15 protein-coding genes are annotated in these 16,859 nt (G+C 57.5%); all 15 read left to right on the top strand.

Going from position 1 to position 16,859, the window contains the following annotated elements:
• The first annotated feature begins 199 nt into the window (after positions 1-199).
• The 15 genes from gyrA (at position 200) to cysM (ending at position 16,821) form a co-directional block, all read left to right on the top strand.
• Positions 200-2,854, top strand: coding sequence for a DNA gyrase subunit A (gyrA, locus tag QN370_RS15630; protein ID WP_322128579.1), 2,655 nt, complete (start codon positions 200-202; stop codon positions 2,852-2,854).
• 3 nt (positions 2,855-2,857) lie between these two features.
• Positions 2,858-3,961, top strand: a complete 1,104-nt coding sequence (gene serC, locus QN370_RS15625) for a 3-phosphoserine/phosphohydroxythreonine transaminase (RefSeq protein WP_322128578.1) — start codon at positions 2,858-2,860, stop codon at positions 3,959-3,961.
• 64 nt (positions 3,962-4,025) lie between these two features.
• Positions 4,026-5,102 (top strand): prephenate dehydratase, encoded by a 1,077-nt coding sequence (gene pheA / locus QN370_RS15620; RefSeq protein WP_322128577.1) that lies wholly within the window; start codon positions 4,026-4,028, stop codon positions 5,100-5,102.
• A 35-nt stretch (positions 5,103-5,137) separates the two neighbouring features.
• Complete coding sequence (gene hisC / locus QN370_RS15615; protein ID WP_322128576.1) at positions 5,138-6,244, top strand: histidinol-phosphate transaminase; 1,107 nt, start codon at positions 5,138-5,140, stop codon at positions 6,242-6,244.
• A gap of 5 nt (positions 6,245-6,249) precedes the next feature.
• Entirely contained in the window at positions 6,250-7,149 is a 900-nt protein-coding gene (locus QN370_RS15610) for a prephenate dehydrogenase (protein WP_322128575.1), read from the top strand.
• Complete coding sequence (aroA, locus tag QN370_RS15605) at positions 7,149-8,471, top strand: 3-phosphoshikimate 1-carboxyvinyltransferase (protein ID WP_322128574.1); 1,323 nt, start codon at positions 7,149-7,151, stop codon at positions 8,469-8,471. Before QN370_RS15610 ends, aroA begins: the two co-directional genes overlap by 1 nt.
• An 11-nt stretch (positions 8,472-8,482) precedes the next feature.
• Entirely contained in the window at positions 8,483-9,178 is a 696-nt protein-coding gene (gene cmk / locus QN370_RS15600) for a (d)CMP kinase (RefSeq protein ID WP_322128573.1), read from the top strand.
• Between the two features lie 141 nt (positions 9,179-9,319).
• Positions 9,320-11,038: a 30S ribosomal protein S1 gene (gene rpsA, locus QN370_RS15595; RefSeq protein ID WP_322128572.1), complete on the top strand. Its 1,719-nt coding sequence runs from the start codon at positions 9,320-9,322 to the stop codon at positions 11,036-11,038.
• 18 nt (positions 11,039-11,056) lie between these two features.
• Positions 11,057-11,362: an integration host factor subunit beta gene (locus QN370_RS15590; protein ID WP_322128571.1), complete on the top strand. Its 306-nt coding sequence runs from the start codon at positions 11,057-11,059 to the stop codon at positions 11,360-11,362.
• A gap of 88 nt (positions 11,363-11,450) precedes the next feature.
• A complete protein-coding gene (locus tag QN370_RS15585) occupies positions 11,451-11,834 on the top strand; it encodes a LapA family protein (protein WP_322128570.1) in 384 nt (127 codons plus the stop codon).
• Between the two features lie 46 nt (positions 11,835-11,880).
• Positions 11,881-13,056, top strand: a complete 1,176-nt coding sequence (gene lapB / locus QN370_RS15580; protein WP_322128569.1) for a lipopolysaccharide assembly protein LapB — start codon at positions 11,881-11,883, stop codon at positions 13,054-13,056.
• Positions 13,057-13,108: 52 nt separating this feature from the next.
• Positions 13,109-14,482, top strand: a complete 1,374-nt coding sequence (locus QN370_RS15575) for a UDP-glucose/GDP-mannose dehydrogenase family protein (RefSeq protein WP_322128568.1) — start codon at positions 13,109-13,111, stop codon at positions 14,480-14,482.
• The gene (rfaE1, locus tag QN370_RS15570; RefSeq protein WP_322128567.1) at positions 14,479-15,408 is read left to right on the top strand and encodes a D-glycero-beta-D-manno-heptose-7-phosphate kinase; all 930 of its coding nucleotides are present in this window, start codon (positions 14,479-14,481) and stop codon (positions 15,406-15,408) included. The genes QN370_RS15575 and rfaE1 overlap by 4 nt, the downstream gene beginning before the upstream one ends.
• Positions 15,409-15,528: 120 nt before the next feature.
• The gene (locus QN370_RS15565; protein WP_322128566.1) at positions 15,529-15,828 is read left to right on the top strand and encodes a ComEA family DNA-binding protein; all 300 of its coding nucleotides are present in this window, start codon (positions 15,529-15,531) and stop codon (positions 15,826-15,828) included.
• Between the two features lie 90 nt (positions 15,829-15,918).
• Entirely contained in the window at positions 15,919-16,821 is a 903-nt protein-coding gene (cysM, locus tag QN370_RS15560) for a cysteine synthase CysM (RefSeq protein ID WP_322128565.1), read from the top strand.
• Positions 16,822-16,859: the final 38 nt, after the last annotated feature.

Genomic DNA, 16,859 nt, shown 5'->3' with positions numbered 1-16,859 from the left:
TGAACCCTCGCACATTTAAGCATAATTTCTTGTCTGGTTGACAGAATTAGCAAGTCTGGGCGCTGACCCGGTCCGCGCCTAAAAGCGCAGAGCCCCTCGACGCGCATGCTAAAATCGAAGGCTTAGATGGCTCAATTGCGACACTGGCGCGCCATGTGCAACGCACCACAACCTTAGTCAAAGAACAGTTCACTCTCCCATGGATCAATTCGCTAAAGAAACTATCCCGATTTCACTTGAAGACGAGATGCGCAAAAGCTACCTAGACTACGCGATGAGCGTGATTGTCGGGAGGGCATTGCCTGACGTGCGAGACGGGCTCAAGCCGGTGCATCGCCGGGTACTGTTTGCGATGCACGAAATGAATAACGTCTGGAATCGACCGTACGTGAAATGCGCGCGCGTCGTCGGTGAAGTCATGGGTAAATACCACCCGCATGGCGACCAATCGATCTACGACACGCTCGTACGGATGGCGCAGGATTTTTCTTTGCGCTACACGCTGGTCGACGGACAGGGTAATTTTGGTTCGGTCGATGGCGATAACGCCGCAGCGATGCGCTACACCGAGTGCCGGCTCGACAAGATTGCCAATGAAATCCTTGCCGATATCGACAAAGATACGGTCGATTTTGTGCCGAACTATGATGGCAAGGAAAAGGAACCGACGGTGCTGCCGACCCGGATCCCGAATCTGCTGATCAATGGCGCTTCAGGAATCGCCGTCGGCATGGCAACAAACATCCCGCCGCATAACATTACTGAAGTCATCGATGGCGCACTGTATGTATTACGCAATGCCGATTGCACCATCGATGAACTGATCGAAATCATTCCCGCTCCGGACTTCCCGACCGCCGGCATCATCTATGGCGTCTCCGGTGTTCGCGACGGCTATCGTACCGGTCGAGGTCGCATCGTCATGCGCGCCAAGACCCATTTCGAGGAGTACGGCAAGGAAAGCCGGACGGCGATCATCGTCGACGAGTTGCCGTACCAGGTGAATAAGAAGTCTCTGCTTGAACGCATTGCAGAACTGGTGCGCGACAAGAAGCTCGACGGTATTTCCGACATCCGCGATGAATCAGACAAGTCTGGCATGCGGGTTGTCATCGAACTGAAACGCGCCGAAGTACCGGAAGTCGTGCTCAATAATTTGTACAAGCAGACCCAGCTGCAAGACACCTTCGGCATGAACATGGTGGCGCTGGTTGATGGGCAGCCGAAGTTGCTCAATCTCAAGCAGATGCTTCAGTGTTTCCTGTCGCATCGTCGCGAAGTCGTCACACGCCGGACTATTTTCGAGCTGCGCCGCGCGCGTGAACGCGGGCATGTACTCGAAGGCCTGGCTGTTGCGCTGGCCAATATCGATGACTTCATTGCCATCATCAAGGCCGCGCCAACGCCACCGATTGCCAAGGTCGAACTGATGGCACGGGCGTGGGATTCATCGGTTGTGCGCGAGATGCTGGTGCGCACCGGCGAAGAAGCACTCGGTGGCATCAATGCCTTCCGCCCCGAGAACCTGCCCAAGCATTACGGCATCCAGCCGGATGGCTTGTACAAGCTGTCGGACGATCAGGCGCAGGAAATTTTGCAGATGCGTCTGCAGCGCCTGACGGGTCTGGAGCAGGACAAGATCGTCAACGAGTACAAGGAAGTCATGGCGCAGATCGCCGACTTGCTCGACATCCTGTCCAAGCCGGAGCGCGTGACGATCATCATCGTCGACGAACTGACTGCGGCCAAGATGGAATACGGTATTGGTGCCAAGGACGAGCGTCGCTCGTTCATCGAGCACAATGCCACCGATCTGGGCACCGAAGATCTGATCACGCCGCAAGACATGGTGGTCACGCTGTCGCACACGGGTTACATGAAGTCGCAACCGATGTCCGAATACCGCGCGCAAAAGCGTGGCGGGCGCGGCAAGCAAGCGATGGCAACCAAGGACGACGACTGGATCGATCAGCTCTTCATCGCCAATACTCACGACTACATTCTGTGCTTCAGCAACCGTGGTCGCCTGTACTGGCTCAAGGTCTGGGAAGTGCCGCAAGGCTCGCGCAATTCGCGCGGCAAGCCGATCGTCAACATGTTCCCGCTGCTTGACGGTGAAAAAGTTACGGTGATCCTGCCGGTATCCGGCGACAACCGCAGCTTCCCGGAAGACCGCTATATTTTCATGGCGACCAGTCTTGGTACCGTCAAGAAAACACCACTGAGCGATTTCAGCAATCCGCGCAAGGCCGGCATCATTGCGGTCGATCTCGATGAAGGTGACTTCCTGATTGGTGCCGCGCTGACCGATGGCCAGCATGACGTGATGCTATTCTCGGACTCCGGCAAGGCGGTGCGCTTCGATGAAAACGATGTGCGTCCGATGGGCCGTACCGCCCGCGGCGTGCGCGGCATGAACCTCGAGGAAGGCCAGCAAGTCATCGCGTTGCTGGTAGCAGAAAACGAACAGCAATCCGTGCTGACTGCGACTGAAAACGGTTTCGGCAAGCGCACCCCGATCGCTGAATACACCCGTCACGGTCGCGGCACAAAAGGAATGATCGCCATCCAGACTAGCGAACGGAATGGTCGCGTGGTCGCTGCAACGCTGGTCGAACCATCCGATGAAATCATGCTGATCACCACCGGTGGCGTTCTGATCCGTACCCGGGTTGCCGAGATCCGCGAAATGGGTCGCGCCACGCAAGGCGTGACATTGATCGCCGTCGAAGATGGCACCAAGCTGAGCGGCTTGCAGCGCATTGTCGAACCGGATGTCGACGAAGAGGATGAGGGCGTCGGTGCTGCAGACACGGCAATCGATGACACTCCGGCCGATGACGAAAAAGAGTAAGCCATGAGCACCGTATTCAATTTTTCCGCCGGTCCTGCCGTATTGCCGCGCGAAGTACTGGTCGAAGCCGCAGCCGACATGCTCGACTGGCACGGCAGTGGCATGTCGGTCATGGAGATGAGTCATCGCGGTCCCGAATTCATGTCCATCATGGCGGCGGCGCAAAAGGATTTGCGCGAGCTGATGGCGGTGCCGGACAACTACCAGATACTGTTCCTGCAGGGCGGTGGCCTGGCTGAAAACGCGATCGTGCCGATGAATCTGCTCGGTCGCAAAGCGCAGCCAGCGGTGATCGATTTCATTCACACGGGTTCCTGGACCGGCAAGTCGATCAAGGAAGCCGGCAAGTATGCGCAGGTCAATGTCGCCGCGTCGTCCAAGGCCACTGGCTTTGATCGCGTGCCGGCGCGCGCTGACTGGGCGCTCTCGGCCGACCCGGCCTATGTGCATATCTGCAGTAACGAAACCATCGATGGCGTCGAGATCGGGGTGCCCCCCGATATCGCCGCCGATACCAACGATGCGCCATTGGTGGCCGATGTCTCGTCGCATATTTTGTCGCGCGTGATCGATGTCAGCAAACACGGCGTGCTGTTCGCCGGAGCGCAAAAAAATATCGGTCCGGCTGGCCTGACCATCGTCATCGTGCGGGATGACTTGCTCGGTCATGCATTGCCGATTTGCCCGTCGGCCTTCGACTGGAAAATCGTGGCCGAGAACGGTTCGATGTACAACACGCCGCCGACCTACGGAATTTATATCGCGGGGCTGGTCTTTCAGTGGCTCAAGCGTCAGGGTGGCGTGGCCGCGATGGAGCAGCGCAATATCACCAAGGCGACGCTGCTGTACGAGTACATCGACAACAGCAAGCTGTACTTTAATCGCGTGGCCGGCGTTGACCGGTCGCGCATGAACGTGCCTTTTTTCCTGCGCGACGAAACACGGAACGACGCATTTCTGGCGGGCGCAAAACAACGCCATTTGCTGCAGCTCAAGGGCCACAAGTCCGTCGGCGGCATGCGTGCATCGATCTACAACGCGATGCCTATCGAAGGCGTACAAGCGCTGATTTCCTGGATGCAGGAATTTGAAAGTGCTCACCGGTAAAACCCCTTGCGCCAGCGCGGCATCGTGCCGCGCGTGACCAACGTGACCAACCACAGGCCGACGAATGACCATCGATAGCAAACTCAAACCGCTGCGCGAACAGATCGATTCGATTGACGCGCAAATTCTTGCGTTGCTCAACCAGCGCGCCAGCGTGGCCCAGGAAGTCGGCCACGTCAAAGCTGAAACCAATGCGCCGGTATTTCGTCCCGAACGCGAAGCGCAAGTCTTGCGCAGCGTCGCCGAACGCAATCCCGGCCCGCTGGTGGCAACTGATGTGCAGACCATCTTTCGCGAAATCATGTCGGCCTGCCGCGCGCTCGAAAAGCGCGTCACGGTCGCCTATCTCGGACCGGCTGGCACCTTCAGCGAACAAGCTGTTTATCAGCAGTTCGGACACGCGGTCGAAGGCATGCCGTGCGCCTCGATCGATGAAGTGTTTCGCGCCACCGAAGCCGGGACCGCTGACTTCGGCGTCGTGCCGATCGAGAACTCGTCAGAGGGCGTGATCAATCGCACGCTTGATTTGCTGCTGCAAACCACGCTCGCCATCAGTGGCGAAATTTCGATCCCGGTCCATCACAGTTTGATGACGCGTTCCGGCACGCTAGACGGCATCACGCAGATCTGCGCGCATTCGCAAGCACTGGCGCAGTGCCAGGTCTGGCTGAACATGAATGTGGCCGGCATCGCGCGTCATGCTGTGGCATCGAATGGCGAAGCGGCCCGCATGGCAGGTGATGACCCGCATTGCGCCGCCGTGGCCAGCGAAATTGCCGGTGCCAAGTACGGCCTGCAAGTAGTCAATGCGCATATTCAGGACGATCCCCACAACCGGACCCGCTTTGCCATCATTGGCCGCTTGCACACGACGCCAAGCGGCACGGACCAGACCTCGCTGGTGCTGTCGGTGCCGAACAAGCCGGGTGCGGTCTACAATCTGCTGGCGCCGCTGGCGGCAAACGGCGTCTCGATGACGCGGTTCGAGTCACGACCGGCGCGCATGGGTACCTGGGAATACTATTTTTATGTCGATGTCGAGGGTCATGCGCACGATGCCAAAGTCGCGCGGGCACTCGATGAGCTCAAAACCAATGCCGCGTTTTTCAAGCTACTGGGTTCCTATCCCGCCAGCCTGTAGACGCTCTTCCAATAACACTAACGCGGAAATCCATCATGTCATTTCAATTCGGCCCCGACTACGTCCGTGCGATCGCTCCCTATCAGGGCGGTAAACCGATTTCCGAAGTCGCCCGTGAATTCGGGCTTGATGAAGCAAGCATCGTCAAGCTGGCGTCGAATGAAAATCCGCTCGGCATGCCGGAGTCGGCACGACTGGCGATGCTGGAAGCGATGGAGGATCTCGGTCGCTATCCGGACGCCAACGGCTTCGCGCTGAAAGCCGTGATCGGTACCAAGCATGATGTCGCGCAAGAGTGGGTCACGCTGGGCAATGGCAGCAACGACATTCTCGAACTGGCGGCGCATGCGTTTGTCGAACCAGGCCAGGAAGTGATTTACGCGCAGTACTCGTTCGCGGTATATCCACTGGCAACGCAGGCGGTTGGCGGCAAATCGGTGGTGGTCGCCGCCAGAGATTTTGGGCACGATCTCGATGCGATGGCGGCGGCGATCACACCCGCCACGCGATTGATCTTCATCGCTAATCCGAACAATCCTACCGGTACTTTTTTGCCGGCGGCCGCGATCGCCGGGTTCCTTGCACAGGTGCCGTCGCACATCGTGGTCGTGCTCGATGAAGCCTACAACGAGTATCTACCGCCCGCATTGCAATATGACTCGATCGCCTGGGTGCGTCAGTATCCGAACTTGCTGGTCTCGCGCAGTTTGTCCAAGGCCTACGGGCTGGCCGGATTACGCATCGGCTTTGGTATCGCGCAACCGGCGGTGACGGATTTGCTCAACCGGATTCGCCAGCCATTCAATGTCAATTCGATGGCGCAAGCCGCTGCGATTGCGGCATTGAACGACCATGCTTTTCTGGCCAAGGGTGCACAGATCAACGACGCCGGTTACGCGCAGCTGACGGCCGCGTTCAATACGCTCGGGTTGCAGTATGTGCCGTCGTCGGGCAACTTCGTACTGGTCAAGGTCGGTGACGATGACGGTGCCGGCGCACGCGTCAACCTGGCCCTGCTCAAATGCGGCGTAATCGTGCGGCCTGTCGGCAATTACGGCTTGCCGCAATGGCTGCGCATCTCGATCGGTTTGCCGGCCGAGAATGCCACCTTCATCGCTGCACTAACCGGAATACTCGCCTGACCACCATGCTGAAAAAAGTCGCCATCTTCGGTGTTGGCCTGATCGGCGGTTCGTTCGCGCTGGCCTTGACGCGTGCCGGCCGCGTCGATCACATCGTCGGCTTTGGCCGCACCCCTGGCGTGCTGGTGCGAGCGCAGGCGCTGGGTATCATCGACACCATTGCGGCATCTGTCGAAGACGCGGTACGCGATGCCGACTTGGTATTGATCGCTGCTCCGGTAGCGCAAACCGAGGCCATCTTGCGGTCGATACAACCGTATCTGCAAGCAGGTACGGTTGTCACCGATGCAGGCAGCACCAAGGCCGATGTCGTCGCGGCGGCGCGTGCTGCGCTGGGTGACAAGATCGGCCAGTTCGTTCCCGGTCATCCGATTGCTGGTCGCGAACAGAACGGTCCGGAAGCGGCGATCGTTGATTTGTATGTCGGCAAAAAAGTCGTACTGACCGCCTTGCCGGAAAACAGCGCCGCCGATATCGAGCGGGTGGCCCAGGCATGGCAGGCTTGCGGTGCCATGATTCATCGGCTCAGTGCCGCTGATCACGATCGCATCTTTGCCGCGGTCAGCCATTTACCGCACCTGCTGTCGTATGCGCTGGTCGACGATATTGCGCGCAAGCCGCATGCCGAATTGCTGTTCCAGTATGCAGCCAGCGGGTTTCGGGATTTCACGCGCATTGCCGGTTCGTCGCCGGAAATGTGGCGCGATATCTCGCTGGCCAACCAGCCGGCGTTGCTCACTGAGCTCGACTCCTACCTCGATCAATTGCACGGCTTGCGGGCCCTGCTGGCCGAACGCGATGGTGCCGGACTTGAAGCGATTTATACCAATGCGCAGCAAGCGCGGCATAACTGGATCAGTGCGATCGAGGCTGCAGAGCTGCAAGTAAAACGAGGTGGTGACTGATGCGACAATACCCTCCGCACATTGATCTGCAACCGGCGCAACGCGCGCAGGGCACAGTCCGTTTGCCGGGTTCTAAAAGTATTTCAAATCGGGTACTGCTGTTGGCTGCGCTGGCCGAAGGCACAACCGATATCCGTGATTTGCTGGCCTCCGACGATACCCACGTGATGCTCACCGCGTTGCAATCATTGGGTATCGATTGGCAGCGTAGCGGTGCCACACAGGATTACACCGTCACTGGCGGCGCCGGCAAGTTTCCGAATCAGCGAGCTGACCTGTTCATGGGCAATGCCGGTACGGCGATCCGCCCACTGACGGCGGCGCTGGCAATCGTTGGTGGTGATTACACGCTGCACGGCGTGGCGCGGATGCACGAGCGGCCGATTGGTGATCTGGTCGACGCACTCAATGCCATCGGCGCGAAGATCGCCTGCACCGGCGTGGCTGGCTTTCCGCCACTGCACATTCGTACCGGACAGATCCACACGCAGTCGCTGGACGTTCGCGGCAATGTATCGAGCCAGTTTCTCACTGCGCTGCTGATGGTCGCGCCGCTGATCGCGCGCACGCAAGCGGTCAAGATCAACGTCATTGGCGAGCTCATTTCCAAGCCTTACATCGAGATCACGATCAACCTGATGCGCCGCTTCGGTGTCGAGGTCGAGCGTGACGGCTGGCAATCGTTCACCATCGCCGCCGCTCAATGCTATGTCAGTCCCGGTCGCATCCATGTTGAAGGTGATGCGTCGTCGGCCTCGTATTTTCTGGCGGCCGGTGCGATTGCCGGTGGACCGGTGCGGGTCGAGGGAGTCGGCAGCAACAGTATTCAGGGCGACGTGCGTTTCGTCGACGCGTTGCGACAAATGGGCGCGACCATCACGATGGGCGAGAACTGGATCGAGTCCAGCGCAAACGGTGTCCTCAAAGCCATCGATGCCGATTTCAACCACATCCCCGATGCCGCCATGACGATCGCGATGGCCGCGCTTTACGCCGATGGTCCCAGCACGCTGCGTAATATCGGTAGCTGGCGCGTCAAGGAAACCGACCGCATTCATGCGATGGCAACCGAATTGCGCAAGCTGGGCGCGACCGTCGAGGAGGGTGCCGACTACCTGCGTATCACGCCGCCGGTCGAACTCACCGCCGCCGAGATCGCTACTTACGACGATCACCGGATGGCGATGTGCTTTTCTCTGGCATCGCTCGATGGTGCCGCGCAGCGCGGCGCACAGATCCGGATCAACGATCCCGACTGCGTGGCAAAAACCTTCCCTGATTATTTCGACGTCTTCGCGACAGTCGCCACGCCCTCTTTGTGAAGTCTTAAACCATGCCTTTGACCCCCATTCCCGTCATAACCATCGATGGCCCGACCGCGTCGGGCAAAGGCACGGTCGCGCATCTTGTAGCCGTACGGCTGGGATTTCACTACCTCGACTCCGGTGCCCTGTACCGGCTTACCGCGCTGTCGGCGATGCGCAAGCATGTCGAGCCAAACGATGAACACGGTTTGGCCAAGGCCGCAGCCGGCCTCAATTGCCACTTCAAGGGCGAGCATGTGTTCCTGTCGAACGAGGACGTGACCGCGGCGATTCGTGCCGAAGCGGTTGGCAAGTTCGCGTCGTGCATCGCGACATTGCCGACAGTGCGGCAGGCGCTCTATGCACTGCAACTCGGCTTTCGATCGCCGCCGGGACTGGTTGCCGATGGACGCGACATGGGGACGGTGATTTTTCCGCGTGCCACGCTTAAAGTTTTTTTGACCGCGACTGCGGAAGCGCGCGCAGAGCGGCGTTTCAAGCAATTGATCGGCAAAGGAATGTCTGCTACACTGCACGATCTCCAAAAAGATTTGAACGAACGCGATGAACGCGATGCAAGCCGCATCATTGCGCCGCTCAGGCCCGCCGAGGACGCGCACTTGCTGGAAACCTCGAACATGACCGCAGAAGATGCAGTCGCTCAGGTACTGGCCTGGTACGCAGCAGCACGCAAGCGGGAAGATGCTCATCCCGCAGCAAAGTAACGCAGCAAAGCAACTAAGTAATTGTTCTATCTGGCGTTCCCTGTCGCGCAAAGCGGCAATGAACATAAACACACCTAACCCTCTGACTGGCCCGTTCACGTTGAGCGTCTCCACCACAGGCAACCTGCTCAAAACCTCGCTATGACTACTGTCTCATCTACTGAATCCGCTGTTGGTATGGAAAGTTTTGCCGCTCTTTTTGAAGAATCGTTGTTGCGCCAGGACATGCGTTCCGGCGAAGTGATCTCTGCTGAAGTCGTCCGTCTTGACCATAACTTCGTTATCGTCAACGCTGGTCTGAAGTCAGAAGCGTTCATTCCAATCGAAGAATTCAAAAACGACAATGGCGAACTCGAAGTCAACGTTGGTGATTTCATTTCTGTTGCCATCGAATCGTTGGAAAACGGCTTCGGCGATACCATCCTGTCCCGCGACAAGGCCAAGCGCCTCGCATCGTGGCTCTCGCTCGAAAAAGCGATGGAGTCCGGCGAGATCGTTATCGGTACCGTCAATGGCAAGGTCAAAGGCGGTCTGACCGTGCTGACCAATGGTATTCGCGCGTTCCTTCCAGGTTCGCTGGTCGATACCCGTCCGGTCAAGGACACCACCCCGTTCGAAGGCAAGACCCTCGAATTCAAGGTCATCAAACTGGACCGCAAGCGTAACAACGTCGTTCTGTCCCGCCGCGCCGTCATCGAAGCATCGATGGGTGAAGAGCGTCAGAAACTGATGGAAACGCTGAAAGAAGGTACCGTCGTTACCGGTATCGTCAAGAACATCACCGACTATGGCGCCTTCGTGGACCTGGGCGGTATCGATGGTCTGTTGCACATCACCGATCTGGCATGGCGTCGTGTGCGTCACCCATCGGAAGTGCTGACCGTCGGTCAGGAAATCACTGCCAAGGTCCTCAAGTACGATCAAGAAAAGAACCGCGTTTCGCTGGGCGTCAAGCAACTGGGCGACGATCCTTGGACCGGTCTGTCACGTCGTTACCCACAAAGCACCCGTCTGTTCGGCAAGGTCACGAACCTCACCGACTACGGCGCATTCGTTGAAGTCGAGCAGGGTATCGAAGGTCTGGTCCACGTGTCCGAAATGGACTGGACCAACAAGAACGTCGCACCAAACAAAGTTGTCCAATTGGGCGATGAAGTTGAAGTCATGGTTCTTGAGATCGACGAAGAGCGTCGTCGTATCAGCCTCGGCATGAAGCAGTGCAAAGCCAATCCTTGGGATGACTTTGCTGTCACCCACAAGAAGGGCGACAAAGTCCGCGGCGCGATCAAGTCGATCACCGACTTCGGCGTGTTCATCGGCCTGGCTGGCAACATCGACGGTCTGGTGCATTTGTCGGATCTGTCGTGGACCGAAACAGGCGAAGAAGCTGTCCGCCGCTTCAAAAAGGGCGACGAACTCGAAGCCATCGTGTTGGCCATCGATGTCGAGCGCGAGCGCGTTTCACTGGGCGTCAAGCAACTCGAAGGCGATCCGTTCAACAACTTCGCAGCCATGAACGACAAGGGTTCGCTGGTCACCGGTATCGTCAAGATGGTCGAGCCTAAGGGCGCCGTGATCCAGTTGTCCGAAGAAGTCGAAGGCTACTTGCGCGCTTCCGAAATCTCGCGCGATCGCGTTGAAGATGCCGGTACGCACCTGAAAGTTGGCGACAGCGTCGAAGCCATGGTGCTGAACATCGACCGTAAAGCTCGCGGTATCCAGTTGTCGATCAAGGCAAAAGACAATGTCGAAACGCAAGAAGAAATGCGCAAGATGTCGACCGCTACCGATTCGAACGCTGCTTCCGGAACCACCAGCCTCGGCGCTTTGCTGAAAGCTAAATTCGACAACAAGAACTAATTGTTGCCGCGCTTGTAAATGACTAAGTCGGAACTTATCGCTCGCTTGGCCGAACGGTACCCGCAGCTGGTAGCAAAAGATGCGGACTACGCGGTCAAGACAATTCTCGACGCAATGACCGATGCGCTGGCCTCAGGCCAGCGCATCGAGATACGCGGGTTCGGCAGTTTTTCATTGAACAGTCGGCCGCCTCGGATTGGACGTAACCCGAAGTCGGGTGAAAAGGTGATGGTTCCCGAAAAACGGGTGCCGCACTTCAAGCCTGGCAAGGAATTGCGTGAGCGGGTTGATGCGATGGTCGGGCAACCGATCATCGAGGACTGAATTGTTTGCATGAAAATAAAACGGCATCCTCGGATGCCGTTTTTTTTCACGTACAATTTCGTCGATCCGAATTGATGACGGCAACTAATTGACCGTTTCGTATTCCACCGTTTGGGCATCACGGGCTGATAACATCCGCTTTGCCAACAAGGAGAGGCACATGAAATTCCTGCTTAAAATTTTATCTGTGCTGGTAGCAGTGCTGTTTTTTGGTTTCGCGTTGAAGAATACGCAGGAAGCCGCGTTGAACTTTTTCCTCGGCTATGAAATCCGTGGCCCGCTGGTCATGCTGTTATTCGGTTTTTTTGCCATCGGTGCGATCCTCGGCGTATTCGGCATGCTGCCGTCTTTTGTACGGCATCGTCGTGAACTGACTCGCCACAAAAAAGTAATTGCGACGATGTTGCAAGAGCAGAAGACTGTACGTGAAGCACGGTCCCAGCCACCGCAACCTGATACGGTTGTGAGCTAATTATTTTACGAACGCTCGATCAAACACATGAAAGTCCTGGTAACACATGGAATTTGAAATTTGGTGGTTACTTGGTATTCCGATTTTTTTTGGCCTTGGCTGGATCGCGGCCCGGGTTGATATCCGTCAACTGATTGCCGAGTCGCGCACCTTGCCGAACGGTTACTTCAAGGGATTGAATTTCCTGCTCAACGAGCAACCTGACAAAGCTATCGACGCCTTCATTGAAATCGTCAAGCTTGACCCCGAAACAGTGGAGTTGCACTTCGCGCTGGGTAACCTGTTCCGCCGTCGCGGCGAAACCGAACGGGCCATCAGAGTGCATCAGAATTTGCTGGCGCGTCCCGATCTGCCGCTCGAACACCAGGTTCACGCGCAATACGAACTTGGACAGGATTACCTGAAAGCAGGCTTGCTCGATCGCGCCGAGGAAACCTTCAACCTGCTCGTTGAAACGCAGTACAGCGCACAAGCCCGCCGCGCACTGCTCGAGATCTATCAGCGTGAAAAAGAATGGACGCGTGCCATCGACGCGGCCACGGCATTGCAAGAGTCCGGTGCCGGCGGTCGGCAAAAAGAGATCGCCCAGTTCTATTGCGAAATCGCCCAGGACGAACTGGTGCACACCCATGCCGACTCCGCGTTGAAAGTCCTCGAGAAAGCCTTGCTGGCAGACCGCAAGAACGTCCGAGCGACACTGCTGATTGGCGACGTGTTCCTCGCCAAGGGCGATGTCGAAGCAGCGTTGCTTGCCTGGCGGCGGGTCGAGCAGCAAAGCGTGCCGCATGTCGCGCTGGTGGCGCAGCGGTTAATGGACGGCTACCGGACGCTCGGGCGAGCGCAAGAAGGTGCCAACCTGCTCAAGTCGTATATGGCCGACGCCTCGTCGATCGATTTGCTGGAGGTCGTGTTCAAGGCGGTGCTGGAGCTCGATGGCGTTGAAGCAGCGAACCAGTTGGTCAGCGACGAATTGCGTCGCACGCCGACCTTGCTGGGGCTCGACAAGTTACTTGATGCCCGCCTGATGGACGCGCCTCCCAGCGTGCGGCCCGAGTTATCGCTAGTCAAGAATCTGGTACATGGTTATGCGCAGAAACTGGCACGTTATCAGTGTAGTCATTGCGGCTTCAAGGCACGCCAGTTCTACTGGCAATGTCCGGGTTGCAGTCGCTGGGAAACCTATTCGCCGCGCCGTACCGAAGAATTGAACGTGATGAACTAACCAACCGGCGCGCCTGTCACGGCGGGCGTGCATTTGCAGCGAGAACCATGCAATGAAAATAACGATAATTGGCACCGGCTATGTTGGCCTTGTCACGGGGGCCTGTCTGGCCGAACTTGGCAATAATGTGTTCTGTCTTGATGTCGACCAGAGCAAGATCGACCTGCTCAATGCCGGCGGCATTCCGATTCACGAGCCGGGACTGGCCGATGTGGTTGCGCGCAATCGCGCTGCCGGACGGCTGACATTTTCTACGGACGTGGCGGCGAGTGTCGCGCATGGTGATATCCAGTTCATCGCGGTCGGCACGCCGCCGGATGAAGATGGTTCTGCCGATCTGCAATATGTGCTGGCGGCGGCGCGCAATATCGGTCGGCACATGACTGGCTTCAAGGTTATCGTTGATAAATCAACCGTCCCCGTAGGCACCGCCGACAAGGTCACTGAGTCGATACAAGCGGCATTAACTGACCGCAATAGCACGGCTACTTTTTCGGTCGTCTCCAACCCGGAGTTCCTGAAAGAGGGCGCAGCCGTCGAAGACTTCATGCGCCCCGACCGCATTGTCATTGGCTGCGACTCGACGCCCGGCGGAACGCAGGCGCGTCAGCTCATGAAGAACCTGTATGCCCCATTCAATCGCAATCATGAGCGCACTTTCTGGATGGACGTCCGCTCGGCGGAGTTCACCAAATACGCTGCCAATGCGATGCTGGCGACGCGTATTTCGTTCATGAATGAACTGGCTAATCTGGCGGACCACGTGGGTGTTGATATCGAGTCGGTGCGCCAGGGCATCGGTTCGGACCCGCGTATCGGCTACAGTTTCCTTTACGCCGGTTGCGGATATGGCGGCTCCTGTTTCCCGAAAGACGTACAGGCGCTGGAGCGCACCGCCCGTGCGCATGGCCAGGAATTGCTGATCCTGCGTGCCGTCGAAGCCGTCAACGATCGTCAGAAACACGTGTTGGGTGGCAAGATCGTCAGTCGATTTGGTGCTGACCTGGCCGGACGGCACTTTGCCATCTGGGGGCTGGCCTTCAAGCCTAACACCGATGACATGCGCGAAGCCTCGTCGCGGGTGCTGATCGCTGAATTGCTGGCGCGTGGCGCTTCCGTGGCGGTGTACGATCCGGTCGCGATGAGCGAGGCACGACGTGCGCTGGCGCTGGACTTCGCCGCTGACGCTGCGGCAGCGGCACGCATCCGTTTTTGTGACAATCCGACCGATGCGCTCAACGAAGCGGATGCACTGGTGATCGTTACCGAATGGAAAGCGTTCCGCAGTCCTGATTTTGGAACCCTGAAAAAGCTATTAAAAACGCCGGTGATCTTCGATGGCCGCAATCTGTTCGAGCCGGAGGCGATGGTTGTTGCGGGCATTGAGTATCACGGCATTGGCCGTTCTGTCCTGACGCAGGCATGACCGCGCACCCGAACGCCTTGGCTGCCAGTCGCATTCTGGTGGTGGGCGACATCATGCTCGATCGTTACTGGTTCGGCGAGGTCAGCCGGATTTCACCGGAAGCACCGGTGCCCATCGTGCGCGTCGAGCGGCGCGAAGAACGTCTGGGTGGTGCTGCCAACGTGGCACGCAATGCCGCCATGCTGGGTGCGCAGGTCGGTTTGCTTGGTGTGGTCGGACAGGACGAGGCGGCAGATACGATCGCGCTGCAATTGGCCGAATTGAAGATCGGTTGCTTTCTGAATCGTGATCCGGCCATCTCGACCATCATCAAATTGCGCGTGATTGGCAGGCAACAGCAATTGCTGCGAATCGATTTCGAGGAAGCCCCGACCGATATCGTCTTGCGCGACAAACTGACGCAGTACAACGCGCTGTTGCCACAATACGATGTCATCGTGCTGTCTGACTATGCCAAAGGCAGCCTGGTCAATGTCGCCGAGATGATTGCGTCGGCGGTACGACTCGGCAAGCGCACGCTGGTTGATCCGAAGGGTGATGATTTTTCGCGTTATGCAGGCGCTTCGCTGCTCACCCCGAATAAATCCGAATTCAGGCGCGTTGTTGGCAGTTGGCGCGATGAAAGTGAACTGACCGCGAAGGCGCAGCAATTGCGCCAGTCACTCAGGTTGGAGGCCTTGCTACTGACGCGATCTGAAGAGGGCATGACTCTGTACACGGACACCGAAGTACTGCACACACCCGCGATGACCAGGGAGGTCTATGACGTCTCGGGTGCTGGCGATACCGTCATTGCCACGATGGCGGCGATGCTCGGTGCAGGGAAAACCCTGTCGGAAGCGGTCCTGCTGGCTAACAAAGCGGGGGGTATTGTCGTTGGCAAGCTCGGAACGGCGACGGTTACCAGCGAAGAGTTGTTTGGCTAACGCAAGACAAGTAATTGGTGTGATGCCGATAGCAGCAGAACACCAAAAGCGACCTGTTCTTCCTGGCTTGTTGAATACTGCTTCTTCAATAATTCAACCACGTTAGAACAGGGGAAGTTGATGATCAAAAAATGTTTACTGGCAATCGCAAGCGCGCTGTTGCTTGCCAGTTCCTGTCATGCGGCAGCCAGTGTCGATGTCAATCAGGCTGATCAGGCCGCGCTCGACGGTATCAAGGGTATCGGACCGCGCATGTCGCAAGCCATCCTCGATGAGCGCCAGAAAAGCGGGAAATTCAAGAGTTGGGCAGACCTCGAGCAGCGCGTCAAAGGTATCAAGAAAAAAAGTGCAGTCCGGCTTTCCGATGCCGGTTTGACCGTGGACGGCAATCCCCGCAAGGCCACGGAGCCGGCGAAATAACTGCTTGCCGTTGCGGTGATGCCGGTCATCAGGACGCGCTGATACTTCTGCGTTTAGAATGACCGGCTTAACTTGACGCGACTGGATACCATGGCTTACCTGACTTTAGAAGACACGATTGGCAACACGCCGCTAATCCAGCTCACGCGTATCGGTGGCGACAGCGTCGCGCAGCGTAACAACATCATCCTCGGCAAGCTAGAAGGCAATAATCCGGCGGGGTCGGTCAAGGACCGTGCTGCACACTCGATGATCCTGCATGCCGAAGAGCGTGGCGTCATCAAGCCGGGCGATACGCTGATTGAAGCAACCAGCGGCAATACCGGAATTGCACTGGCGATGGTCGCTGCAATGCGCGGCTACAAAATGATCTTGCTGATGCCCGAAAACCTCAGCGAGGAACGCAAGCAAAGCATGGCGGCTTACGGTGCCAAGATTATTCTGACACCCAAAACGGGTGGCATGGAATACGCCCGTGATCTGGCTGAACAAATGCAAAAGGATGGTCAGGGCACGATTCTTGATCAGTTCGGTAACCCGGACAATCCATTGGCCCATTATCAGACGACAGGCCCGGAAATCTGGCGCGATACCGACGGCAAGGTCACACACTTCGTCAGCGCGATGGGTACCACCGGCACCATCATGGGCGTATCGCAATTTTTGAAGGAAAAAAATTCGGCGATCCAGATCGTTGGCGCGCAACCGGAGGAAGGATCGCAGATTCCCGGCATTCGAAAATGGCCGGAAGCCTACCTGCCAAAGATTTTTGACCGGACACGCGTCGACCAGGTTGAAAACGTCAGCCAGTCATCTGCCGAGACAATGGCAAGACGACTTGCTGCTGAGGAAGGTATTTTTTGCGGCCCGTCTGCTGCGGGTGCATGTGAGGTTGCACTGAGGATTTCTCAGAGCGTTGAGAATGCGACGATCGTATTCATCGTCTGTGATCGTGGCGATCGCTACTTGTCGACCGGTATATTTCCGGCCTGAGGTGCCGTGCCCATGCTGGTTCGCGCTGGCCTGACCGG

The organism is Actimicrobium sp. CCI2.3 (assembly GCF_035019065.1).
GTDB lineage: Bacteria > Pseudomonadota > Gammaproteobacteria > Burkholderiales > Burkholderiaceae_D > Actimicrobium.
This window is presented reverse-complemented; position numbering and strand designations above follow the sequence as displayed.

Bases quoted from the DNA above. Each gene is read 5' to 3' on its own strand.
- gyrA (WP_322128579.1), top strand. From the start codon at position 200: ATGGATCAATTCGCTAAAGAAACTATCCCGATTTCACTTGAAGACGAG.
- serC (WP_322128578.1), top strand. From the start codon at position 2,858: ATGAGCACCGTATTCAATTTTTCCGCCGGTCCTGCCGTATTGCCGCGC.
- pheA (WP_322128577.1), top strand. From the start codon at position 4,026: ATGACCATCGATAGCAAACTCAAACCGCTGCGCGAACAGATCGATTCG.
- hisC (WP_322128576.1), top strand. From the start codon at position 5,138: ATGTCATTTCAATTCGGCCCCGACTACGTCCGTGCGATCGCTCCCTAT.
- QN370_RS15610 (WP_322128575.1), top strand. From the start codon at position 6,250: ATGCTGAAAAAAGTCGCCATCTTCGGTGTTGGCCTGATCGGCGGTTCG.
- aroA (WP_322128574.1), top strand. From the start codon at position 7,149: ATGCGACAATACCCTCCGCACATTGATCTGCAACCGGCGCAACGCGCG.
- cmk (WP_322128573.1), top strand. From the start codon at position 8,483: ATGCCTTTGACCCCCATTCCCGTCATAACCATCGATGGCCCGACCGCG.
- rpsA (WP_322128572.1), top strand. From the start codon at position 9,320: ATGACTACTGTCTCATCTACTGAATCCGCTGTTGGTATGGAAAGTTTT.
- QN370_RS15590 (WP_322128571.1), top strand. From the start codon at position 11,057: ATGACTAAGTCGGAACTTATCGCTCGCTTGGCCGAACGGTACCCGCAG.
- lapB (WP_322128569.1), top strand. From the start codon at position 11,881: ATGGAATTTGAAATTTGGTGGTTACTTGGTATTCCGATTTTTTTTGGC.
- QN370_RS15575 (WP_322128568.1), top strand. From the start codon at position 13,109: ATGAAAATAACGATAATTGGCACCGGCTATGTTGGCCTTGTCACGGGG.
- rfaE1 (WP_322128567.1), top strand. From the start codon at position 14,479: ATGACCGCGCACCCGAACGCCTTGGCTGCCAGTCGCATTCTGGTGGTG.
- QN370_RS15565 (WP_322128566.1), top strand. From the start codon at position 15,529: ATGATCAAAAAATGTTTACTGGCAATCGCAAGCGCGCTGTTGCTTGCC.
- cysM (WP_322128565.1), top strand. From the start codon at position 15,919: ATGGCTTACCTGACTTTAGAAGACACGATTGGCAACACGCCGCTAATC.